The sequence below is a fragment of the Cupriavidus sp. UME77 genome (assembly GCF_014170355.1).
Lineage (GTDB): Bacteria > Pseudomonadota > Gammaproteobacteria > Burkholderiales > Burkholderiaceae > Cupriavidus > Cupriavidus basilensis.
On record NZ_LZZU01000062.1, the window covers coordinates 1 to 23,823 of the forward strand.

The following is a 23,823-nucleotide window of genomic DNA, read 5'->3' on the forward strand; positions in this document are numbered from 1 at the left end:
CCGCCACGTCCCCAGCCGCCACCCCCGAGACCGCCAAGGGTGCCGCCCAGACCACCGGCAGCCGCGTCCCAGCCGCGCCCGCGCGTCACGATCCGCGAGCCGCCCGAGCGGCGGGCCGCGGAGATGAAGAAGAACAGGATGATGGCGAGCGGGAACAGCACCGGCAGCCAGTCGGTCCACGAGCCGCTCTGGGCGGCCTTGGCGCCGGCCTGCGGGCCGGGCAGGGCTTCCTTGTCGATGGTCGCCTGGATCGCCGAGACGCCGGCCGCGATGCCGCCATAGAAATCATTCTGGCGGAAGTGCGGCGCCATTACGTCCTGCAGGATGCGCTTGGACATGGCGTCGGTCAGCGAGCCTTGCACGCCGCGCCCCACTTCCAGGCGCATCTTGCGCAGGCCGGGCGGGTTGTCCTTGGCGATCAGCAAGATCACGCCGTCGTCGATGCCCTTGCGCCCGGCGCGCCAGGCGTCGGCCACGCGGATGCTGTAGGCGTCGATGGGCTCGGGGTCGGTGGTCGGCACCATCAGCACGAAGATCTGGCTGCCGCGCTGCTGCTCGTACTCCGCCAGCACGTTTTCCAGCGCGCTGCGCTGGCTGGCGCTGAGCGTGCCGGTGAGGTCGGTGACCCGCTGCGTGAGCGGCGGCACCGCGACAAAGCCGTCGCCCGCGGCCATGGCCGGGGACGCCAGCAGCGCGCCGAGCCACAACAGCAGCGCCAGCATGGCGGCTGTCCAGCCACTGCGCTCAGAGGGATTGCGCATGGGTATGGTCCGGGGTCAGAACTTCACCGTGGGCGGTGCCGAGATGGCCTTCTCGTTCTCCACCGTGAACGACGGCTTGACCGGGTACTTGAAGATCATGGCCGTCAGGTTGGTGGGGAAGCTGCGCGCCAGGATGTTGTAGTCGCGCACCGCGGTGATATAGCGCTGGCGTGCCACCGTGATGCGGTTCTCGGTGCCTTCGAGCTGCGATTGCAGGTCGCGGAACGATGCATCGGCCTTGAGTTGCGGATAGTTCTCCGACACCGCCAGCAGGCGCGACAACGCGCCGCTCAGCTCGCCCTGGGCTTGCTGGAAGCGCTTGAAGGCTTCGGGGTCGTTGAGGGTCTCGGGCGAGACCTGGATGCTGGTGGCCGCGGCGCGGGCCTTGGTCACGGCTTCCAGCGTCTCGCGCTCATGCGTGGCATAGCCCTTGACGGTATTGACCAGGTTGGGGATCAGGTCGGCGCGGCGCTGGTACTGGTTGATCACCTCGCCCCAGGCCGCCTTGACAGCCTCGTCCTTGGACTGGAAGTCGTTGTACCCGCAGGCGGACAGCAGGCTTGCGCACAGGGCCAGCATGAGCCAGCGCAGCACAGAGCGCCCGCAGGACAGTGACAGGGAAGGGGATGCGCGCATCGAAGACTCCGGAATTCGTGGAGTCCCCAGTGTAGCGCAGGGGCCGGCCGGCGCAAGCGAATCGCCCCGGGTGCGCTTGACGGCAGGCCGGCCAGCCCGGTAGATTGTCGTTTCTGCCGTGGTTGCCACGGTATGCTCCCATTCAGCCCCAACCTGCCATGCGCGCTGTTTCGTCGATTTCCGCACTTGTTTGCCCTGCCTCGCAGCGGCAGGTGCCGGCGCGCGCCAAAGCCAAAAAACAGCCGCTCATCTGACCGGGGCGCTGCTTCCGTCAGATGAGCGACGGAGCGGCACCTGCGTACCAGCGTACAGGGGCGAGGCCAGGTTTGAAGGTTCAGGCTTTCCCACTGCCCCACGCGGGCTCATCTGCCACCCGGCGCGCTTCTGCACGGTTTTTATTGACCGGTCGTACAGGAGTGATTCGATGCAAGCCGTAGATCAGGCTCAAGCCCAGCAAGCCCAACCTGCCCAGCAGGATTCGCAGGCACAACACGTCTTTTCAGGAATCTGGCTGCCATTGGTGACGCCATTTGCCGGCGGTTCGGTCGATTTTCCCGAGCTGGCCCGCCTGGTGGTGCACTACGCCGGCTGCGGCATCGCCGGGATCGTGGTGTGCGGCAGCACCGGTGAGGCGGCCGCACTCGATGAGGCCGAGCAACTGGCCGTTCTGGATACCGTGCTGGCCAGCGCCGGTAGCTTGCCGGTAATGATGGGTGTGGCGGGCAGCCAGGTGAAGCAGGTACAGGCGCGCGTGCGCCGGCTGGCCGGGCGGCCGCTGGCCGGGCTGCTGGTGCCCGCGCCATATTACGTCCGTCCGTCGCAGGCCGGCCTGCTGGATTATTTCCGCACGCTGGCCGACAGCGCCCCCGCGCCGCTGGTGCTGTACGACATTCCCTACCGGACCGGCGTGAAGCTGGAGACGGAAACCATCCTGGCGCTGGCCGCGCATCCGAATATCCGCGCCATCAAGGATTGCGGCGGCGACTACCACGGCACGCAGGCCGTCATTGCCGACGGACGCTTGAGCGTGCTGGCGGGGGAGGATCACCAGTTGCTGGGCACGCTGTGCCTGGGCGGCACAGGCGCAATCATCGCTTCTGCCCATCTGTATCCGGCGCTGTTCGTGGCGCTCGCGCGGGCGGTGGCGGGGCAGCGGCTCGAGCATGCGCGCCGGATTTTCCATGCCGTGATGCCGATGATCAAGCTGCTGTTCGCCGAGCCCAATCCGGGCCCGCTCAAGGCCATGCTGGCGCGTGAGGGATGGCTGCGCAACGAGCTGCGCGCGCCGATGACGCCCGCCAGCGCCGCTGTGGAGGTGGCGCTGGCGCGGGCCTGCGAGCAGCTTGGGGCGGCTGTTCCCGAACTGCTCGGCTGACCCGGCGGGCGTTCGAGTTATCGAGTTTTCAGGTCTTTAGCGTTAAGGGCGGCTGCTTAACGTCAACTTCAACTGCAGTTTCAACTTCAACTGCAGTTTCACCTCCCCTGCGGGGAGGCGACCTACTTTCTTGTCTCGCCAAGAAAGTAGGCAAAGAAGCGACCCGGATGGGGCGAAAGCCTCCTCGTCGGCAGGCAAAAAGAGCGGCCGGGGGCCAAACTCACATCGCCTTAAGGCGATGCTCAGACATGGCCCCCTCTTTTCCGCTCTTTTTGCCTGCCGACGAGGCGCCCCATAACGGGAGATGAAAACCCAGACGGCTCGCTGCGCATCGCGGGCGGGTGATTGCCGCCTGGGGGCGGCAATCACGGCTACACCGAATGGTGATTTGATCCCACTGGGTCGGCCGTGTTTCCCGCCTGAGAGGCGGGAAACACCCAAGGCGATGCGCAGCGAGCCGTGAAGGTGTGCCAAGGCCGTATGGGGCGCCTCGGGATTTCATGAAAAGAGCGGAAAAGAGGGACCCATGTCTGAGTATCGCCTTAAGGCGATGCGAGTTTGGGTCCCGGCCGCTCTTTTCATGAAATCCCGAGGGGGTGTCGCCCCATCCGGCGCGCCTTTTTTGCCTACTTTTTTGGGCAAGACAAAAAAGTAGGTCGCCGCGCCGCAGGCGTGGTGAAACCGCAGTTGCAGTTGCCTTTCAGCTTTTGACCTTGAAGTGGCAGTTAAGCCGCTGCAGTTGCAGTTCAAAGACCAGCAACAACACAAGCTCTCATGCCGCGAAGGCCTTGCGGGCGGCTTCGATCGTGCTGGCGACGATCGCGTCGTCGTGCTGCGCCGAGACGAAGCCAGCCTCAAAGGCGGACGGCGCCAGATAGACCCCGGCATCCAGCATGGCGTGGAAGAAGCGGTTGAAGCGCGCGGTATCGCACTGCGTGACTTCAGCAAAGCTGCCCGGCACGCCCTCGCGGAAGTACAGGCCGAACATGCCGCCAATGGCATCCGCCGCGAACGGCACGCCGGCATCAGCCGCCGCCGCGGCCAGGCCGTCGGCCAGCTTGCGGGTTTGCGCGGCAAGGCGATCATGGAAGCCCGGTGCCTGGATCAGCTTGAGGGTGGTCAGCCCGGCCGCCACCGCCAGCGGGTTGCCCGACAGCGTGCCGGCCTGGTACACGGCGCCCAGCGGTGCCAGGCAGGCCATGATGTCGCGCCGCCCGCCAAAGGCCGCCGCCGGCATGCCGCCGCCGATCACCTTGCCCAGGCAGGTCAGGTCCGGCGTGATGCTGTAATGCGCCTGCGCGCCGCCCAGCGCTACGCGGAAGCCGGTCATCACCTCGTCGAAGATCAGCACGGCGCCATGCTTGGTGCACAGCGAGCGCATGGCTTGCAGGAACGCATCGCTTGCGCGCACCAGGTTCATGTTGCCGGCCACCGGCTCCACGATCACCGCGGCGATCTCATCGGCGTGCTTGATGAAGGCTTGCTCGAGCTGCTCGACGTTGTTGTACTCCAGCACCATGGTGTGCTTGGTCACGTCGGCGGGCACGCCGGCCGAGGAGGGCGCGTTCTTGGTGGTATCGGCAAAGGTCAGCAGGCCGGAACCCGCCTTGACCAGCAGGCTGTCGGCGTGGCCGTGGTAGCAGCCCTCGAACTTCACGATCAGGTCGCGCTTGGTGAAGCCGCGCGCCAGGCGCAGCGCGCTCATGGTGGCCTCGGTGCCGGAGGAAACCAGGCGCACCTGCTCGATCGACGGCACCAGCTTGCAGATTTCCTCGGCCATCTCGATCTCGGCCTCGGTCGGCGCGCCGAACGAGAAGCTGTGGGCCGAGGTCTCCTGCACCGCGCGCACCACTTCGGGGTGGGCATGGCCGACGATCATCGGGCCCCAGGAGCCGATATAGTCGATATAGCGCTGGCCGTCGGCGTCCCACATGTAAGCGCCTTCGGCGCGCGTGATGAAGCGGGGCGTGCCGCCCACCGAGCGGAAGGCGCGCACGGGCGAATTGACGCCGCCCGGAATGGTTTGCTGTGCGCGGTCGAAGAGCTGCTGGTTACGAGACATGGCTTTGCGTGAAATCAAAAGCGGGAGAAACGCGTTCTAACAGGCAGCAAGTTACCTTGAAGATGCCGGCAAAAAGGCTCAAATGCGAGGCATTTACGCGGTAACGTGCACGAACACGGCGTATTTGGCCCGAATCCTGCTAGCCCGGCTGGCGCCGGCGGCGCCGATTCGGTACCATCTGGCCCTGAATTTTAATGGAGAGTGACTGGACCGTTATGGAATACAAGACCTGGATGTGCCTGATCTGCGGCTGGATTTACGACGAAGCTACCGGCGCGCCCGAAGACGGCATTGCCCCCGGCACCAAATGGGAAGACGTGCCCATCAACTGGACCTGCCCGGAATGTGGCGCGCGCAAGGAAGATTTCGAGATGGTGGCGCTCTGACCTGCTCCAGGATGGCTGGAGTTGCTGAACAGCAACGCTAGCATTGCCGCGTCGCCAGCCAGCACCGGCTGGATGGCGTGATCTGCCCATGCGTCACCATGACGCGACCGTGACGACACCGCTTGGGGCCTTAGCCCGGCGTGGCGCGTCGCGTCGATGCGACAGATCGCCGGGGGCCGCCCGAGATTCCGGATTGACGGCCCCACGGCGACTTGTCACACTCTGTTTCAAATTTGAAAATCCACCCTTTGGGGGGTGGACCGCGGCAGGCGCGGGTACCATGCGCCGCCGTTTGCCGGGCACCGGGCCTATCCGGCCGGCGTGTTTTCGGGAATTAGAACGTTTTGTTTCGGGGGTCCGTCGGGGCAGCCAGGCTGCCTTGCGCGGAAGTTCTCAAGTGAATGCCGGCGTTTCCGCCAGGGAAGCACGCCGGTCGCGGGAACGAGATGCGGGTCGCTCAACTACAAGAAAGTATTCGGGTCAATGCCGAGGTCAGCGGCGTGGTCGAAGCTGGCGCCGGCGCTAGCGGCACTGCTGCGCCCGCGCGCCGCAAGGTGCTCGTCATTGACGATTCCAGCACCATCCGCCGCACCGCCGAGATATTCCTGTCCCAGGCCGGCTGCCAGGTGCTGCTGGCCGAAGACGGCTTCGAGGCACTCGCCAAGGTCGGCGACATGCATCCGGACCTGATCTTCTGCGACATCCTGATGCCGCGCCTGGACGGTTACCAGACCTGCGCCCTCATCAAGAAAAGCCCCCGGTTCCATGCCATCCCGGTGATCATGCTGTCCTCCCGCGACGGCGTGTTCGACCGTTCGCGCGGCCGCCTGGTCGGCGCGCAAGACCATCTCGCCAAGCCTTTTACCCGTGAGTCGCTGCTGCAGGCGGTAGACGCCTGCGTGCCACGTGCCGTTGCCGTGGCCAGCCCCTTGCCGGCTTGAGCGCAATCCAAGGAATCCCAATCATCATGACTATCAGCAAAATCCTTATCGTCGACGACTCCCCCACCGAAGCCCTGTTCATGTCCGACCTGCTCGGCAAGAAGGGCTTCAAGGTCTCGGTGGCCGGCAATAGCGAACAGGCCTTCGCCCGGCTTGAGAAGGAACCCTTCGACCTGATCCTGATGGACGTGGTGATGCCCGGCCAGAACGGCTACCAGGCGACCCGCGCGATCAAGCGCGACGACCGCTTCAAGGACATCCCCGTGATCATGTGCACCAGCAAGGGCCTGGACACCGACCGCATCTGGGGCATGCGCCAGGGCGCGGCCGACTATGTCGTCAAGCCGGTCGATGGCGAAGAACTGCTGACCAAGATCGCTGCGCTGGCGCACTGAGCGGCGCGCCGGTTACCTGCCCGCTTGCATCCGAGCCCATCCTTGCCTTCTCACCGGAACCCGACCATGACCGCGCCGCGCCAGGATCTTCGTGCCCGCCAGACCCGGCTGCAGGACTACCAGGCCATGCTGGCCCGCAGGCTGCGCGAGGCGCGCAGCCTGCCGGCGGTGGACAGCTTCCTGGGCCTGCAGGTGGGACAGCGGCACTGGCTCCTGCCGTTGCCGGATACGGGTGAGGTGCTGGAGATGCGCCAGCCCAGCCGCGTGCCGCTCACGCAGTCCTGGTACACCGGGCTGGTGAACGCGCGCGGCAGCCTGCTGGGCGTGATCGATTTCGGCCTGTTCTGCGGCGAGGGAGCCACCGCGCTGCAGCCGGGCAGCAAGATCGTGGTGCTGTCGCGCCAGGTGGAGCGTGCCTGCGGCATCCTGGCCACGCGCGTGATCGGGCTGCGCCATGCCGGCGACCTGTCGTTGCCGGTGGAAGCCGCGGATGCGCCGCCGGCGGGGCCGGAGGCGGCGCAGGACTGGGAGGGCGCGCGTTTTGCCGATCGCGACGGGCGCGACTGGCAGGTGCTCGATGTGCGCAGGTTGCTGGCGTCGCCGGCCTTCCTGCAGGTGGGCCGGCAGGCTGCCTGAACGCCGCGCGGCGCTGCTTGCAAGCATGCGGCGACGCGACGGTGCGGCGACAAATCAAATTCAAAAAATAACGGACAGAGGGTGCTATGGGTTTCAAGATGTTCAGCCTGGGTCGCCAGGCGCCGGCGGCCGGTGCCGCCGAACTGGCGGCAGACGCCGCAGCCGCGCCCAGCAAGCGAAGCACCCCGGCCGAGACGCTCTCGGGCCGGCTGTCCCGCATCCCGTTTGCCAGCCAGCAGCGCGCGCTGACCACCGGCGTGGTGGTGTCGCTGGCGGCGCTGCTGGCATCGGTGTATTTCGATAACCGCGAAGCCAACAACGGCGCGGCGCAGATCGAGATCGCCGGCGACATGCTGATGCACTCGCAGCGCCTGGCCAAGGCCGTGCCGGTGGCGCTGCTGGGCAACGCGCAGGCGTTCACGCAGCTGCGCCAGTCCAAGAGCGAGCTCGCGGGCGACTTGCAGGCGCTGCAAAACGGCAGCGATGAGAAGCACGTGCGCGCGACCGGCGCGGCCGCCGCGCCGCTGCTGGAAAAAGCCATGGAGTCCTGGCAGCGCACCGAGAAGAGCGCCGGTGACGTGCTGGCCCAGCAGCCCACCCTGACCACCATCGGCCAGACGCTGCAGATCTTCAACGCCTCCAACCCCGAACTGCTGGAAAGCGCGGAGCAGGTGGCGGCAATCAAGCTGCAAAGTGGCGCCAATGCGCGCGAGGTGGCTGCCTCCGCGCAGTTGGTGATGCTGACGCAGCGACTGGGTAAGAACCTCAACGAGTTCCTGGCGGGCGAAGGCGTCAACCCGGAAACCGCGTTCCTGCTCGGCAAGGACACCAATACCTTCCGCGAAACCCTGGACGGCCTGATGAACGGCAGCGAAGCGCTGCGGCTGTCGGCGGCGGGAGATGCCGAAACCCGCGGCTACCTGCAGCAGCTGTCGCAACGTTTCGACGCGGTGCAGAAGACCACCCAGACCATCCTGCAGAACCTGCCCGGCCTGATCGCCGCCAAGCGCGCGCAGCAGCAGATCTTCAACGACAACGAGGCACTGCGCGGCGAGCTGTCCGCGCTGCAGGCCGCTTATGCGCAAGGCGCGCGCATGCGCCCGCTGACGCTGGGCGCCACCATCGTCTCGGCCTTGCTCACGCTGCTGTTCCTGGCCGGCCTTGCCGCGCTGTACCTGCGCGACTCGCGTGCCCGTACCCTCGAAGCCGAGGCCCGCGAGCGCGAGGCGGAAGCCCGCCGCCTGGATGAAAAGCGCAACAACGACGCGACCCAGAAGGCGATTTTGCAGTTGATGAACGAGCTGCAGGATATCGCCGACGGTGACCTGACCAAACAAGCCACCGTGACCGAGGACATCACCGGCGCCATCGCCGACTCGGTGAACTACACGGTGGAAGAACTGCGCGAACTGGTCGGCCGCGTGCAGCAGACCGCTGGCGAGGTGACGCAGGCATCGGGGCAGGTGCAGGACACCTCGACCGAGCTGGTCGCCGCTTCGGAAGAGCAATCGCGCCAGATCCGCCAGACCGGCGAATCGGTGGTGGAGATGGCGGACCGCATCACGCAGGTCTCGCGCGGCGCGGCGGAATCCGCCAACGTGGCGCGCGCCTCGCTGGCCGCGGCCGAGCAGGGCCAGCACGCGGTGCAGAACGCCATCGTCGGCATGAACGACATCCGCGAGCAGATCCAGGACACCTCCAAGCGCATCAAGCGCCTGGGCGAATCCTCGCAGGAGATCGGTGAAATCGTCGAACTGATCTCCGATATTACCGAGCAGACCAACGTGCTGGCGCTGAACGCTGCCATCCAGGCCGCATCGGCCGGTGAAGCCGGGCGCGGCTTCTCGGTGGTGGCCGAAGAAGTGCAGCGGCTGGCGGAGCGCTCCGGCGAGGCAACCAAGCAGATCGGCGCGCTGATCCGCACCATCCAGACCGACACCCAGGACGCGGTGCACGCCATGGAGCGCAGCACGCAGGGCGTGGTGGAAGGGGCCAAGCTGTCGGACAATGCCGGCGCCGCGCTGGTGGAGATCGGCCGCGTGTCGCGCCAGCTCGCCGAGCTGATCGAGCAGATCTCCCAGACCACCTCGCATGAGGCGGGGCTGGCTACCGCGGTGGCGCGCAATATCGAAGGGATCTTGCAGGTGACCGAGCAGACCTCGTCCGGCACGCGCCAGACGGCACTCTCGGTGCGCCAGCTGACTTTGCTGACCGAAGAGCTGCGCAATTCGGTGCTGCGATTCAAGATCGCCTGACGAGTCAGCATTGGTGTTCAACGCGAGCCCGCGCGGATGCGGGCCACGGACCGGCGCCACCGCATTGGACGCATTGGAAGCAGTCATGTCATTGAATTTCCCTGTCTCGCGCGAGGCCGCCGGCACCGATCCGGCCGTGCAGGATCCGCTGGCGCCGATCCCTTCGCCGGACCTGTCCGCCGAGCTGGCCGCCCCGGCCAGCAAGCCTGCGGCGCCGGTCGCCCGTGATCTTTCCGTGCTGGCCTGGCTGGCGCCGAGCCTGCGCGCCGCGCTGGATGACGCCGCGGCCGAGCTGGGCCATTACGTCGATGAAGTGCAGCAGGCGCCCGAGGCGCTGGGCGCGCGCGACACCACTTCGCTGCGCCTGGCCGGCCAGCACCTGCACCAGGCCGCCGGCGCGGTGCACATCGTTGGCCTGCGCGGGGTCGATCCGTATTGCCAGGCGCTGCGCCGCCTGCTCGAAGGCATCGATGGCGGCGCCGTGCCCGCCGACGCCCGCACGCTGGCCGCGTTCCGCCTGGGCGTGCAAGCGCTGGCCGAGTACGTCGACGACCTGATGGTTGGCGACGATGAAGATCCGGTACGGCTGTTCTGTTCCTATGCCGATGTGCTGGGCCGTCTTGGCGAAGACCGCGTGCACCCTGCCGACCTGTGGGTGGACGAGCTGCAGATGCTGCCCGGCATCTTGTTGCCGATGCGCATGGCCTCCACGGTCACGCGCGCGCGCCAGCGCTTCGAGGCGGCGTTGCTCAAGGCGCTGCGCCTGCCGGTGCCATGCGCCGAGCCGAGCCTGTTGCACGAGGCCTATCTGCCGCTGGAGTCCGCGCTGGAAGACGTACGCGCGAGCGAGCAGGAACTGCGCCGCGCCACCGACCATCCGGACCGCGGCGTGTGGCATGTGCTGGCGTTGGTGTTCGGCGCGCTGGCCCACGGCCTGCTGCCCTCGGACCTGCTGGCCAAGCGGCTGGCGGGGCGTGCCCACCTGCTGCTGCGCCAGTACCTGCAAGGCCAGGTGCGGGTGCCGCAAGCCTTGCTCAACGACGCCGTGTACCTGCTGGTCACCACCAGCGGCACGCCGCCCGCGAACGAACCGCAGAGCGCGCCCGTGCTGGTGCTGCGCTCCGCCATTCGCGAATGCCTGCAAGCCTTCCGCATCGATGCGGCGCATGCCACCGTGCATGCCGACTTCCGCGTGCGCTATTACGGCTGGCTCGACCCGATCGACACCCGCAACCTGCAGCAGGCGGCCACCGCGCTCGAGCGGGCCGCTGCCGCTGGCCCGGATCGCGGCGAATGGCATAACGCGCTCGCCGTGCTGGCCGAAGCCGCGCAGCCGCTGGCCCAGCCGGCGCTGCTGCGCTGCCTGGATGCCGCGCTGCAGGTCAGACCCGGTGCCGATGATCCCTTTGGCGCCAGTGCCATTGCCTTGTTCCTGGGGCGGGCACTGGCGCTGCCATGGCGCGTGCATGGCAGCACCGGGCACGCGGCGGCGGCCGAGTTCGCGCGGCGTTGCGATGAACTGACCTTGTACCTTGGCGCGCATGAGCGTGGCGAGCCCGCTGCGCAAGCGCCGCGCTGGCTCGCGCAGATGGTGGACCAGGCGCGCACCCAACGCCTGCGCGAGGCGGCAGTCGCGCAACTGCGCGGCCACCTCGACAGCGGTGAATCCTGGCTCGATGCCTATGACCGCGATGCCGCCCGCGCCGAAGCCGGCGCGCATCTGCGCGACGCCGAACGCGCGTTCGCGGCACTCGCCAGCACGCTGGCAGGCTTGCGCGAGGCCGGTGCGCTGCCGGAAGTACTACAGGCCGATGCGCTTGCGGTAGCGGCGGCGCTGGAGCGAGTGATGCCTGCGCTGGAATGGCTTGCCGGGGCCCGCGCCACGCAGGTTGCGGGCGACACGGCAAGCGCTGCCGACGCGGTGAGCGAGCGCGCTGGCCGCCTTGCCGCGATTGCCGGTGAGCTGGGTGTTGTGCATGCCTTTATCGATGCGCTGGCATTTGGCCGTGCCGCATCGGCGGACAGGCATGCCGATGCCGTCGACGATGCCGCGCAGGACGAGCAGGCCGGCGCGGTTTCCCACGCGACGCTGCTAGCCAGGGCGCGCGCGGCGGCCAACGATGCGATGCGCCATCCGGCCGCCGCCGACGCGCCCGAAGTGAAGGCGCTACGCGCCGCGCTGCAGGCGATGAACGAGCAGGCCGCCATCGACGACGCAGCCGGCCTGCGTCGCCAGGCCGGCGAAGCCACGACGCAGCTCAATGCCTGGCTTGCCGGCTCCCACGGCGCGGCCGAGCGCCTGGTGGTGGCGCTGGCCGAGGCGCTGCCGGCCAACGCGCCCGGCACGCCCGCGCCCGCGGCGGCCATGCCCGCCGCGGCCGACACCGCCGCCATCGATGCGGAACTGCTGGATATCTTCCTGACCGAAGCGGTCGAGGTGCTGGGCGAGGTTGCCAGCGATCTCGGCGGCGGCCTCTGCGCGCTGGCGGATGCCGATACCGTCAGCCGGCTGCGCCGCGCCTTTCATACGCTCAAGGGTTCCAGCCGGATGGTCGGCCTGCATCGCTATGGCGAAGCGGCCTGGGCAATCGAGCAGGTGATGAACCTTTGGATTGCCGAGGCCCGCGCCCCGGCGCCGGTCCTGCTGGACTTGCTGCTGCGTGCCCACGATGAGTTGTCCGGTTGGGTGAACGCACTGCGCGGCGACGCCCATGCCGGGCACGACGCCACGGGCCTGCTGGCCGCGGCGCAATCTGTGCGCGCGGGTGAGCAGCCCGAGCCGGAGCACATCGCCGAAGCGGTGACCGCGCCTGTGCACGCGGCCGGGCTTGAGCTGGTGGTGACGCAGCCCGAGGACGAGCAGGTGCTGGATGCAAAATCGGGGACGGAGCTGGAACCCATGCCAGGGATCCAGCCCCCGGTGCAGGATGCAGGGCACCCGGCCGCGGCGGAAGCCGAAGCCAACGCAGACAACACCGCGGCCGGGGATGCCAAGGTCATTCCTTTCCGCTTTGCCAGCACGCCAGCCGAGGAAAACGACAACTTCAAGCTGATCGGCCCGGTGCGCATCAGCCTGCCGCTTTACAACGTCTACCTGCAGGAAGCCGACGACCTCATCCGCCAATTCGCCACCGATCTTTCCGAGTGGCGCCACGAGGGCCGTCCCTGCCCGAGCGAGCTGGCGCTGCGTGTCGCGCATACCTTGCAAGGCAGCGCTTCCACGGTCGGCCTGGAGCCGGTACGCGCCATTGCCGAGGCGCTTGAGCGGCTGATGCTGCAGCTCGGCGCGCACCCGGTGGCGATGCACCCGGGCGACTTCCGCTTGCTGGAGCAGGCGGTGGAGCGCGTGCGCGGCATGCTGCACCAGTTTGCCGCGGGCATCTGGCCTGCCGCCGATGACACGCTCTGCCGCAGCCTGCTGGAGCTTGGCGAGCGCGCCATGGTGCGTCCGCGCCTGGCGCTGCCGGCGGTGGAGCTGCTGGCCGAGGCCGAGGACGCGCCGGTTGCGCTGCTGTTCGGCAAGCCGCCCGGCGCGGCCAATGCCAGCATGCTGCACGATGCCACCGTCACGCCACTGCATGCGGTGCAAGCACAAGCTGCCCCGGCTGTCACCGATACGCCGGACGAGCAAGCCACCGAGATCGCCGGGCAAGCCGAGCAAGCTGCGCAAGCCGAGCAAGCCCCCGATCCGGCGCTCGTCGAGATCTTCCTGGAAGAAGCGCACGGCAGCCTGCCGGAGCTGGGCAAGCTGCTGCGTGGCTGGGAGACCGCCAGCGGCGATGGCGAGCATGCCAGCCACGCCGGCCTGATCCTGCGCGCGCTGCACACGCTCAAGGGCAGCGCCCGGATGGCTGGCGCCATGGCGCTGGGCCAGGCCGCCCACGAGATGGAAACCCTGCTCGATGCCGCCGTGCGCGCCGATCGCGTCGGGCCGCTCCTGTTCGTGCGCCTGTACGCCTGGTACGACCGTATCCTCGCGCATAGCGAGGCGCTGCAGGCCGGCCGCCTGCTGCCGGTGGACGATCCCGAGCTGATCAACGCCATGACCGGGCAGAACAGCGCGCCGGACGAGGCGCCGGTTCCGGCTGCGCCCACACTCGCACCCACACCTGCGCTTGTGCAAGACGTGCCCCCGAGCGCCACGGTACAGCCGTGGCTGCCCAGCGCGCCCATGCGGCCGGTCGGGGCATCCCTGCCGATGCCCGCAATGGGCGCTGCGCTGGCCCCCGCCACCGATGCCGCCGAACGCCAGCGCGCGCTGGTGCGGGTGCAGGCCCGCACCCTCGATACGCTGATCACCGATGCCGGCGAAGTCGGCGCGACGCGCGCGCGGCTGGAGAGCGAGCTCGACGCGATGCGCAGCTACCTGGGCGAGCTCAACGACAATGTGGCGCGCTTGCGCGGCCAGTTGCGCGAGATCGAGATCCAGGCTGAGTCGCAGATGGCCTCGCGCACCGCCGATGCCCAGCACACGGTCGAGTTCGATCCGCTCGAGTTCGATCGCTTCACGCGTTTCCAGGAGCTGACGCGGATGATGGCCGAGTCGGTCAACGACGTGGCCACCGTCGAGCAAAACCTGCAGCGCGGCTTCGACCGCGCCGCCGGCGACCTCGACGCGCAGGCCCGCCTCACGCGCGGCTTGCAGCGCAGCCTGATGCAGGCGCGCATGGTGCAGTTCGACGCGCTGGCCGAGCGTTTGTATCGCGTGGCGCGCCAGGCCGCCAGCGAGACCGGCAAGGAAGTGCGTCTGCTGATCAAGGGCGGCACCGTGGAGGTTGACCGCTCCGTGCTGGACCGCATGGCCGGACCGATCGAGCACCTGATCCGCAATGCGGTGGTGCACGGCATCGAGTCCGCCGACGTGCGCCGCGCGGCAGGCAAGCCCACCACCGGCGCGCTCACGCTGGAAGTGCAGCAGGAAGGCAATGAGGTGGTGCTGCACTTCGTCGACGATGGCGGCGGCCTGGACCTTGCACGCATCCGCGCGCGCGCCATCGAGCGCGAGCTGCTGGCGCCGGACGATGACGCGGGCGATGCCCGCCTCACCGAGATGATCTTCGCCCCAGGCTTCAGCACCGCGGATACGGTGTCGGAGCTGGCGGGGCGCGGTGTCGGCATGGACGTGGTGCGCGCCGAAACGGTGGCGCTGGGCGGGCGCATCGCGCTGGCCACGCAAGCCGGGCAGGGCACCCGCTTTACCGTGCACCTGCCGCTGACAACGGCCATTACGCAAGTGCTGCTGGTCACGCTGGGCGGGCGGCCCTTCGCCATCCCCAGCGGCATGATCGACCAGGTTCAGCAACTGCGCTCGCAAGGCCTGCTCGAAGCCTACAACCAAGGCAGCCTCGACACGCCCGGCGGTGCCGTGCCGTTCCACTACCTCGGCACGCTGTTGGAGGAAACGCCGGCGGTAGCCGCAGGCAAGAAGTACTCGCCGGTGGTGGTGGTGCGCAGCGGCGCCGAGCGCATCGCCGTGCACGTGGACGAAGTGATTGGCAACCGCGAAGTGGTGGTCAAGCACATCGGCCCGCACCTGGCACGCCTCGAGGGCATTGCCGGCGCGACCACGCTTGGCGATGGCGAGATCGTGCTGATCTACAACCCGGTGGTGCTGGCGCAGCGCTTCGTGCGCGAGCGCGGCGAGCTGGCCCGTCCGCAGCTTGCCGCCTTGCCGCATCTGCCCCAGCCGCCGCAGCAGCCGACACTGGGCGCGGTGGCCGAGTTCTCGCAAGGCGGCGCGGCTCCGGTGCAAGGGCTGGCCACGCAGCCGACCGTCATGGTGGTCGACGACTCACTGACCGTGCGCAAGGTCACGCATCGCTTGCTGACGCGGGCCGGCTACCAGGTGGTGCTGGCGCGCGATGGCGTGGACGCGTTGCGGCAGTTGCAGGAGGTGATGCCTGACGCAATGCTGGTCGACATCGAGATGCCGCATATGGATGGCTTTGACCTGACGCGCAATGTGCGGGCGGATAGCCGGACCGCGCATATGCCGTTGGTGATGATCACTTCGCGCACGGCGGAGAAGCATCGGCGTTATGCGGCCGAGATCGGGGTGAATGTTTATTTGGGTAAGCCGTATAACGAGGATGAGCTGCTTACTACGTTGCAGCATTTGCTGGGTGAGCGGGCGGTTGGGATGGCTGGGTCGGTGGCGCAGATGTTTGGGGAGGATGCGGGGAATTGATGGTGGTGGTGGGTGGTTGACTGCAACTGCAACTGCAACTGCTGTTTCACCACCCATGCGGGGCGGCGACCTACTTTCTTGTCTTGCCAAGAAAGTAGGCAAAGAAGGCGCCCCATACGGCCTTGGCACACCTTCACGGCTCGCTTCGCATCGCCTTGGGTGTTTCCCGCCCTTTCGGGCGGGAAACACGGCTACCACAATGGATTGATCTTGCCGCTGGTTGGCTCCCCTCTCCCGCCTGCGGGAGAGGGGCCGGGGGAGAGGGCGGGCGTACCTTGTCGCGTCGGCCCTCGATCTCCTACTTGTTCACCATCCGCGCCGGCACCGACAGCGTCAGCGCCGCACCCACCACCAGGCACGCCGCCAGCAGGTACATTCCGGAGTCCGTGCTCTGCGTCAGGTCCTTTAGCCAGCCTACGGCGTAGGGGCTGATAAACCCGGCCAGATTCCCCAGCGAATTGATCAGCGCAATCCCCGCGGCCGCGCCTGTGCCAGCCAGGAAGGCCGTCGGCAGGCTCCAGAAGAGCGGCAGGGTGGTCAGGATGCCGATGGTGGCCAGCGTCAGGCCGAGCAGTGCCAGCACGGTATTGTTGTGCCATTGCACCGACAACACCAGGCCGACTGCGCCCAGCAGCGCGGGAACGGCGATATGCCAGCGGCGTTCGCGGGTGCGGTCGGCGCTGTAGGCCACCAGCACCATGCCGACCACCGCGCAGCCGTAGGGGATGGCGGTGAGCAGGCCGATGTCCAGCGGGCTCTTCACGCCGGTCTGCTTGATGATGGTGGGCAGCCAGAAGCTGACGCCGTACAGGCCCATCACGAAGCTGAAGTAGATCGCGCTCATCAGCCACACGCGCGGGCTGGACAGCACCTTGCCGATCGGCGCGTCTTCCTTGTGCATGTCCTCGGCGGCGATATTGCGCTGGAGCAGTGCCTTTTCTTCGTTGCTCAGCCACTTGGCGTGGACGATGCGGTCGTCCAGGTAGGCCAGCACCACCAGCCCTACCAGCACCGACGGGATGCCTTCGAGCAGGAACATCCATTGCCAGCCGGACCAGCCGTTGCGGCCGTCGAACGATTGCATCATCCAGCCCGACAGCGGGCCGCCGATCACGCCGGAGAGCGCGATCGCGGTCATGAAGAAGGTGGTGGTGCGCCCGCGCCGGTGCGACGGGTACCAGTAGGTCAGGTAGAGGATGATGCCGGGGAAGAAGCCGGCCTCGGCGATCCCCAGCAGGAAGCGCAGCACGTAGAACATGGTCGGCGTGGTGACGAACATCATTGCCGCCGAGATCACGCCCCAGGTGATCATGATCCGCGCGATCCAGATCCGCGCGCCGACCTTGTGCAGGATCACGTTGCTGGGCACTTCGAACAGGAAGTAGCCGATGAAGAAGATGCCCGCGCCGAGGCCGTAGATGGTCTCGCTGAACTTCAGGTCGCCGAGCATCTGCAGCTTGGCGAAGCCGACGTTGACGCGGTCCAGGTACGCCACCACGTAGCAAAGCAAAAGGAACGGCACCAGGCGCAAGGTCACCTTGCGGTAGGTGGCATCCTCGAACGCGGGGTCGGCGGCGCCGGAGTGTACTGCGGTTGTTGTCATGCTGTCTCCTCTTGGATCTGTAGATCTACATGGATCTATTTTTCTGGTTGCACGATACCGCGGGGTGGCGCCGCTTGCCGCATGCGGCGCCGGAAAGCACGTCTGCCATGTCTGGGCGAATGCCCTGGAGGCCATGTCAAAAAGATCCTGGCGTCGTTGCGCGCCTAGCCAGTACCGCTTCGCGTCATGTTGAAACAGCCTCTTAGTGCGCGAACGGGCCGCGGCCGCGCAGTGCGTTGGCGACCATCATCAGCGCGAGCAGGAAGGGCAGCGCCACGTAGAGGCACCAGTGCACGCGGTCCCCCACGGTGTCGCCCCATTTGCGCTTGAAGACCTGCAGGCGCGGCATGGCCGAGGGGTTGGTGGCGCGTTTGTTTCTGACGTGCCACGCCATCCAGAAGAAGAAAATGGCGAAGGCGACGGACAGGAAGTTGATATTACCCATGTTGAATTGCGATGGTTTTCAGTGTGGTGAATCCGTACAGGGCTTCGAAGCCCTTCTCGCGGCCGTAGCCGGACTGCCCGCTGCCGCCAAAAGGTAGCTCTACCCCGCCGCCGGCACCGTAGTTGTTGATAAAGACCTGGCCCGCGCGCAGCTTGTGCGCCAGGCGCAGCTGGCGCGCGCCATCGCGGGTCCAGATGCCGGCGACCAGGCCATAGGGCGTGCCGTTGGCAAGCGCGACGGCTTCTGCCTCGGTGTCGAACGGCGTGGCGGCCAGCAGCGGGCCAAACACTTCCTCCTGCGCCAGCCGGTGCGTGGGCGGCACGTCGCGGAACAGCATCGGCACCTGGTAATAGCCGGACTCCGGCGCTTGCGCCACGATCTGGCCTTGCGCCATGGCGGTAATGCCGGCGTGCTGCGCATCGGAGACGAAATCCCAGACGCGCTGCTGCTGCTTGCGGTTGATCAGCGGGCCGCATTCCAGGTCCAGCTCCGATGGCCCGACGCGCAAGGACTCGAACACCGTGGCCAGGCGGTCGAGCACGGCGTTGTAAAGCGGGCGTTCCACCAGCACGCGGCTGCCGGCCGAGCAGGTCTGGCCTGCGTTTTGCACGATGCCGTTGACAATGACTGGCACCAGCGCGTCGATGTCGGCATCGGCAAAGACGATCTGGGGCGATTTGCCGCCGAGCTCCAGCGTGACCGGCACGTGGTTTTCGGCCGCCATCTGCGCGATCAGCTTGCCGGTCTGCGGCGAGCCGGTGAAGGAGATGTGGTTGATGCCGGTGTGGCGCGCCAGCGCGGCGCCGGCTTCATGGCCGTAGCCGGTGACAATGTTCAGCGCGCCCTCGGGCAGGCCGGCTTCGGCCGCCAGCTCCGCCACGCGCAGCAGCGACAGGCAGGCGTCTTCGGCGGGCTTGACCACGCAGGCATTGCCCGTGGCCAGCGCCGCGCCCACGCTGCGCCCGAAGATCTGCAGCGGGTAGTTCCACGGGATGATGTGGCCGGTCACGCCGTGCGGCTCGCGCACGGTCAGCACGGTAAAGCCGGGCTGGTAGGGGATGGTCTGGCCGTGCAGCTTGTCGACCGCGCCGGCGTAGAACTCGAAGTAGCGCGCCACGGCGCGCGCGTCGGCGGTGGCCTGGCGCAGGGGCTTGCCGGTATCGCGCGCTTCCAGCGCGGCGAGCTCGGCCTCGTGCTCGATCAGCGTCAGCGCCACGCGGTTAAGCAGGCGGGAGCGCTCGGCGGGCGCCATCGCGCCCCAGGCGCCGTCGGCGGCCTGGCGCGCGGCGTGCACGGCCACGTTGATGTCGACCGCGTTGCCGCGGGCGATTTCGGCGAAAGGCTCGCCGCTGGATGGGTCGAATACCTTGATGCGCAAGCCGGAGTCCGGCGCGATCAGGCGGTTGGCAACGAAGTGCTGGGCGTGCATTGGATGGCTCCGGCTGGATGCGACTGCCAGGTTGTGGCTGGCAGTGCGCCTGTCGATGCGGCTTGCGGACAATCCGCCATTATCACTCACGGCGCGAGACGCGCAAGGCACGCGCGCGTCAGGCCTGGGTCAGCTTCGAAACGCTATAATGCCCGCCATCCTCAAACACAGGCATCTGGAGAGCAAGCATGAGCTTCAACCTCGTTTCCCCCGGCAAGGACATCCCGAACGATTTCAACGTCATCATCGAAATCTCCGCCCAGAGCGATCCTGTGAAGTACGAAGCCGACAAGGAAACCGGCCTGCTCTTCGTCGATCGTTTCATCGGCACCGGCATGCGCTACCCGGCCAACTACGGCTTCATTCCCCAGACCCTGTCGGGCGACGGCGACCCCGTCGACGTGCTGGTGCTCTCGCCGTTCCCGATCCTGGCCGGCGCGGTGGTGCGCTGCCGCGCGCTGGGCATGCTCAAGATGACCGACGAGTCGGGCGTCGATGCCAAGCTGGTCGCCGTGCCGCTGGACAAGCTGTCGCCCGCCACCGCCTTCATGAAGGGCTTGTCGGACGTGCCGCAGAACCTGCTGGACCAGATCAAGCACTTCTTTGAGAACTACAAGGCACTCGAGGCAGGCAAGTGGGTCAAGGTGGAAGGCTGGGCCGGCATTGAAGAAGCCCACAAGGAAATCACCGACGGCGTGGCGAACTACACCAAGTGAGCATCGGCATCCACGGTCAGTCGTGCCGGATTCCGGCGCGAGGCTGAACCGAGGCTGAATGAACCCCGCTGCGGCGGGGTTTTTTGTTGCGCCAGGCTTGATGGAAACCAAAGACGCCATAAAGCCGGTGGGTTAAGCTTCAATCACAGAACAACTCGGCAGGCAAACTGCCAATTCCCCATGTCCGCTACCTTTTCGACGCCGTCCACCCTGGCACGGTATTCCGGCCCGGCGGTGTTCTTCCACTGGGCAGTGTTCCTGCTGATCGCCTCCGCGTATGCCGCGATCGAGCTCAAGGGCTTTCTGCCCAAGGGCAGCGCTTCCCGGGCGTTGTCGATGTCGGTGCACACATGGGCTGGCGCGCTGGTGCTCGCCCTGGCGGTGCCGCGCCTGTTGTGGCGCCTCGCGCGCGGCGCGCCGGCGCCCGAGCCCGGTCCGCGCTGGATGCAGCTGCTTGGCAGTGCCATGCACCTTGTGCTCTATCTGTTCATTTTCGTGCAGCCCGTACTGGGCCTGCTGGCCCTCAACGCCGGCGGCCACCTGCTGACGGTGCCAGGCCTTGGCATCGAGCTGCCCGCGCTGGTGGCGCAAAGCAAGGACCTGAAAGAGATCCTCGAGGATGTCCACGGCACACTGGGCACCGCCTTCTACACGGTGATCGGGCTGCACGCCATCGCGGCGCTGTTCCACCACTACATGCTGGGCGACAACACGCTGCGGCGCATGTGGCGCTAGACACGCGCCGGGCAGGCCGCCCTAGCTGCGTGCAAACGGCGTGCGGTCGTTGAGCTCGTCCAGGTAGGCATCGATGCCCTGGCGCTCGCGCACCAGGAAACGCTCCACGGCATCGGCAAAGGCCGGGTGCGCCAGCCAGTGCGCGGAGCGGGTCGCCACTGGCAGGAAGCCCCGCGCCATCTTGTGCTCGCCCTGGGCGCCGCCTTCGAAGGTGCGGATGCCCTGGGCTATGCAAAATTCCAGCGGCTGGTAGTAAGCCGTCTCGAAATGCAGGCAGGGGTGGTGCTCGAGCGCGCCCCAGTAGCGCCCGAACAGGGTGCTGCGCGCGGGGTTGTCGTCATAGACCACCAGGGACGCGGCAATCGGCTGGCCGGCACGCTCGGCGACCACCAGCAGCAGGTTCTCCGGCATGGCGGCGCCGATGCGCTGGAAGAAGTCCAGGTTCAGGTAGGGCGTGGAATGATGCTCGCGGTACGTTTGCCGGTAGCAGCGGTTGAAAAAGCGCCAGTGCGCCTCGTCGATCTCGGGCCCGCGCAACTGGCGGAAGGTGATGCCGGCGTCGGCCACGCGGCGCCGTTCGGCGCGGATGTTCTTGCGTTTCTTTTGCGAGAGCGTGGCCAGGAACGCTTCGAAGCTCTCGTAGCCCGGGTTGGTCCAGTGGAACTGCACGCCGTGGCGCATCAGCATGCCGGCGTCTTCCATCAGCGCGGCCTCGTGCTCGTCGGGAAACAACACGTGCAGGGAGGACAGCTGGCTTTGTTCCGCCACCGCCAGCGCACATTGCAGCAGGCAGCGGCGCGCGTCTTCGTCCTCGGCCAGCAGCCGCGCCCCCTGCACGGGCGTGAAGGGAATCGCGGACAGCAGCTTTGGGTAGTAGGGCAGGCGATGCTGCGCGTAGGCGTTGGCCCAGGCCCAGTCGAACACGTATTCCCCATAAGAGTGCGATTTCGCGTACAGCGGCATGGCCGCCGCCAGGCGCTCGCCACCCTCGGCGCGCGGCGCCCATAGCGTCAGGTAGCGCGGGCTCCAGCCGGTCTCGTCGCAGGCGCTGCCGCTGGCATGCATGGCGTGCAGGAAGGCGTGGCGCAGGAACGGCGTGGCCCCGGGCTGGGCCGCCACCAGGGTGTCCCACTCGGCCTCGGGCAGCTCGGACAGATCGAAAACGATCTGCGTGCGATAATTCTCCATCCGCTCGTGTTCCTGCCGGCCTTGTGCCGCAGCCGCCCCCGGGGTGGCCGCGTCAGGCTGGCCGGAGCCGGGCTTGAAAGATTCAGACTGCATTGCGCTAGATTTGCTCATCATCGGCGCTGCCCTCGGGCGGCGCCCTTGTTCCGGCATGGCTGCTATGGCCGCTTATGGCTGATCACGCCGCGCCCGCGCAGACGCGGGCGCAGCGACGGTTGAGTCTACCGGAAATGGCGCGGTGCGGCAGGCCACATCCTGCTGCCGGCAGGCAGGCTAAAATCTCTCACTAACCAACGACTATATAAGGGGCCAATATGAAGCAGATTACCGCCATCATCAAACCGTTCAAGCTGGACGAAGTGCGCGAGGCGCTGGCTGACGTCGGCGTGACCGGCCTGACGGTAACCGAGGTGAAGGGCTTTGGCCGCCAGAAGGGGCATACCGAGCTGTATCGCGGCGCTGAGTATGTGGTCGACTTCCTGCCCAAGATCAAGATCGAGGTCGTGGTTGCCGAGAACCAGCTCGACACCGTGCTGGACGCCATCGTCAAGGCAGCGCACACCGGCAAGATCGGCGACGGCAAGATCTTCGTGACCGAGATCGAGCGCGTGATCCGCATCCGCACCGGCGAGCAGGACGAAGCCGCCGTTTAAGCATTCGGGCGCTCGGGCCTTTTTAGCGTTCAAGCATCGGCGGACAATCCTGGCGATCCCACGGGAGGAGGCGCCAGGATTGCCGCCGTTGTTGTTGCCTAGCTCGGCAACTTCCAGCCGAAGCGCACGCACAGCAGGCGTGCCGCCGTGATGGTGATGGCGCCCGCCAGCAGGGCCAGTTCCTGCTCGGCCTGCAGCCAGGTCAGGCCAACATAGACACAGCAGCCGACGAAGGCACAGGTGGCATAGGGCGAGCGGTCACGCAGGATCATCGGCACCTCGTTGCACAACACGTCGCGTACCACGCCACCGAACACCGAAGAGATGATGCCCATCATGACCGCTACGGTCGGGGTCATCTGCGCCACCAGCGCGAGCGATGTGCCGGTGACCGAAAACAGCCCCAGGCCGATCGCATCGGCCGTGATCATGGTGCGCTCGGACGCCACCCGGCTGACCACCCGCAGCACGAACGACGCGCCGAGCGACATCACGAAGATCAGGATCACGTAGCCTTCGTGGTCGACCCAGTAGAAGGGGCGGCGGTCCAGCAATACGTCGCGCACCGTGCCGCCGCCGAAGGCGGTGGCGAACGCCACCACGAAGGTGCCCACGGCATCGAAGCGCTGCTTGCGCGCATCGACCACGCCGGAGACGGCAAAGGCGAGCACGCCCACCACTTCCATGACATGCAGGATCAGGGGCAACCGCCCCATCAGGAGATCGAGCGGCAGATGCATCGTGCGCGCAGTCTCAGGCGTGCGGCTGGCGCAGCAGCACCATCAGCGCGCCGGCGCCACCCTCGGCGCCGCGTGCCTGCACGAAGGCCAGCACTTCTTCCTTCTGTACCAGCCAGCTGCGCACCTTGCCCTTGAGCACCGGCGTCTTGTCCGGCGAGCCGTTGCCCTTGCCGTGGATCACGCGCACGCAGCGCACGCCACGCTTGACCGAGCGCCGCACGAACTCGGCCAGTGCCTCGCGCGCTTCTTCGCTGCGCAGGCCGTGCAGGTCGATCTTGTCCTGGGGCACCCATTCGCCGCGGCGCAGCTTCTTGACCACGTCCATGCCGATGCCGGGGCGGCGGAACGACAGGGTTTCGTCGGTATCGAGCAGGTTCTCGACGTCGAACTCGTCGGAAAGCGACGCGGCCAGCACGGCTTTGTCATCCAGCTGGGTTTGTACCGGCACGGGCGCCGGATGGCGGGGCGCGGGAGTGACGCGGTTGCGGTCGCGCAGGGTGTTGACGTTGCCTACGCTGCTGCGGAATACGTCGGCTTCTTCGCGGGCGCGCTGCGCTGCTTCGTCCGCCGCGCGGCGCTCGGCTTCGCGCCGCTCGGTGTCGGCCTTGAGGGAGTCGCGCAAGCCGGACAGGTCGGTCAGGCCGAAACGCTTGGGCGGGCTGGCGGCGGCGGGGGTGGCTGGG

At 67.3% G+C, this 23,823-nt stretch carries 19 protein-coding genes; 10 read left to right on the top strand and 9 right to left on the bottom strand.

Going from position 1 to position 23,823, the window contains the following annotated elements; genetic code table 11:
* Both A9975_RS25305 and A9975_RS25310 read right to left on the bottom strand, forming a co-directional pair.
* Positions 1-761 (bottom strand): YgcG family protein (locus A9975_RS25305; RefSeq protein WP_255503441.1); only part of this gene is annotated, 761 nt, incomplete at its 3' end.
* Between the two features lie 15 nt (positions 762-776).
* The gene (locus tag A9975_RS25310) at positions 777-1,397 is read right to left on the bottom strand and encodes a LemA family protein (RefSeq protein WP_183035167.1); all 621 of its coding nucleotides are present in this window, start codon (positions 1,395-1,397) and stop codon (positions 777-779) included.
* A 424-nt stretch (positions 1,398-1,821) separates the two neighbouring features.
* On the opposite strand from A9975_RS25310, the gene dapA reads away from it, so the two are divergent.
* Positions 1,822-2,772, top strand: a complete 951-nt coding sequence (gene dapA / locus A9975_RS25315; RefSeq protein ID WP_183035168.1) for a 4-hydroxy-tetrahydrodipicolinate synthase — start codon at positions 1,822-1,824, stop codon at positions 2,770-2,772.
* Positions 2,773-3,544: 772 nt separating this feature from the next.
* Here the strand turns inward: dapA and hemL are convergent.
* Entirely contained in the window at positions 3,545-4,834 is a 1,290-nt protein-coding gene (hemL, locus tag A9975_RS25320; protein WP_183035169.1) for a glutamate-1-semialdehyde 2,1-aminomutase, read from the bottom strand.
* Between the two features lie 215 nt (positions 4,835-5,049).
* Between hemL and A9975_RS25325 the strand changes: the two genes are divergently transcribed.
* From A9975_RS25325 to A9975_RS25350, 6 genes are all read left to right on the top strand, one after another.
* Positions 5,050-5,220: a rubredoxin gene (locus A9975_RS25325; RefSeq protein ID WP_006159034.1), complete on the top strand. Its 171-nt coding sequence runs from the start codon at positions 5,050-5,052 to the stop codon at positions 5,218-5,220.
* A 446-nt stretch (positions 5,221-5,666) separates the two neighbouring features.
* The gene (locus tag A9975_RS25330; protein WP_220810892.1) at positions 5,667-6,161 is read left to right on the top strand and encodes a PleD family two-component system response regulator; all 495 of its coding nucleotides are present in this window, start codon (positions 5,667-5,669) and stop codon (positions 6,159-6,161) included.
* Between the two features lie 26 nt (positions 6,162-6,187).
* Positions 6,188-6,556 carry a PleD family two-component system response regulator gene (locus A9975_RS25335; protein ID WP_043344417.1) on the top strand — a complete coding sequence of 123 codons (369 nt, stop codon included), beginning with the start codon at positions 6,188-6,190 and terminating at the stop codon, positions 6,554-6,556.
* Between the two features lie 66 nt (positions 6,557-6,622).
* Positions 6,623-7,192, top strand: coding sequence for a chemotaxis protein CheW (locus A9975_RS25340; RefSeq protein WP_183035170.1), 570 nt, complete (start codon positions 6,623-6,625; stop codon positions 7,190-7,192).
* Between the two features lie 86 nt (positions 7,193-7,278).
* Positions 7,279-9,447 carry a methyl-accepting chemotaxis protein gene (locus A9975_RS25345; protein WP_183035171.1) on the top strand — a complete coding sequence of 723 codons (2,169 nt, stop codon included), beginning with the start codon at positions 7,279-7,281 and terminating at the stop codon, positions 9,445-9,447.
* A gap of 85 nt (positions 9,448-9,532) precedes the next feature.
* Positions 9,533-15,634 carry an Hpt domain-containing protein gene (locus A9975_RS25350; RefSeq protein ID WP_183035172.1) on the top strand — a complete coding sequence of 2,034 codons (6,102 nt, stop codon included), beginning with the start codon at positions 9,533-9,535 and terminating at the stop codon, positions 15,632-15,634.
* A gap of 298 nt (positions 15,635-15,932) precedes the next feature.
* On the opposite strand, the gene A9975_RS25355 is transcribed toward A9975_RS25350, so the two are convergent.
* From A9975_RS25355 to A9975_RS25365, 3 genes are all read right to left on the bottom strand, one after another.
* On the bottom strand, positions 15,933-17,237 hold the full coding sequence (locus tag A9975_RS25355; protein WP_183035173.1) for an MFS transporter: 1,305 nt from the start codon (positions 17,235-17,237) through the stop codon (positions 15,933-15,935).
* Positions 17,238-17,439: 202 nt separating this feature from the next.
* Entirely contained in the window at positions 17,440-17,682 is a 243-nt protein-coding gene (locus A9975_RS25360; RefSeq protein WP_035859752.1) for a hypothetical protein, read from the bottom strand.
* Positions 17,675-19,111: an aldehyde dehydrogenase family protein gene (locus A9975_RS25365; protein WP_183035174.1), complete on the bottom strand. Its 1,437-nt coding sequence runs from the start codon at positions 19,109-19,111 to the stop codon at positions 17,675-17,677. The genes A9975_RS25360 and A9975_RS25365 overlap by 8 nt, the downstream gene beginning before the upstream one ends.
* A gap of 188 nt (positions 19,112-19,299) precedes the next feature.
* On the opposite strand from A9975_RS25365, the gene ppa reads away from it, so the two are divergent.
* Positions 19,300-19,827 carry an inorganic diphosphatase gene (ppa, locus tag A9975_RS25370; RefSeq protein ID WP_043344428.1) on the top strand — a complete coding sequence of 176 codons (528 nt, stop codon included), beginning with the start codon at positions 19,300-19,302 and terminating at the stop codon, positions 19,825-19,827.
* A 180-nt stretch (positions 19,828-20,007) separates the two neighbouring features.
* On the top strand, positions 20,008-20,562 hold the full coding sequence (locus A9975_RS25375) for a cytochrome b (RefSeq protein WP_183035175.1): 555 nt from the start codon (positions 20,008-20,010) through the stop codon (positions 20,560-20,562).
* 21 nt (positions 20,563-20,583) lie between these two features.
* Here A9975_RS25375 and A9975_RS25380 read toward each other — a convergent pair whose 3' ends face one another.
* Entirely contained in the window at positions 20,584-21,843 is a 1,260-nt protein-coding gene (locus A9975_RS25380; RefSeq protein WP_183035176.1) for a GNAT family N-acetyltransferase, read from the bottom strand.
* A 218-nt stretch (positions 21,844-22,061) separates the two neighbouring features.
* On the opposite strand from A9975_RS25380, the gene glnK reads away from it, so the two are divergent.
* Entirely contained in the window at positions 22,062-22,400 is a 339-nt protein-coding gene (gene glnK, locus A9975_RS25385; RefSeq protein WP_006162803.1) for a P-II family nitrogen regulator, read from the top strand.
* Positions 22,401-22,498: 98 nt separating this feature from the next.
* On the opposite strand, the gene A9975_RS25390 is transcribed toward glnK, so the two are convergent.
* Entirely contained in the window at positions 22,499-23,140 is a 642-nt protein-coding gene (locus tag A9975_RS25390; RefSeq protein WP_150992623.1) for a trimeric intracellular cation channel family protein, read from the bottom strand.
* A 13-nt stretch (positions 23,141-23,153) separates the two neighbouring features.
* Positions 23,154-23,823: Smr/MutS family protein (locus tag A9975_RS25395; RefSeq protein WP_370565477.1), on the bottom strand; the 670-nt coding region annotated here is incomplete at its 5' end.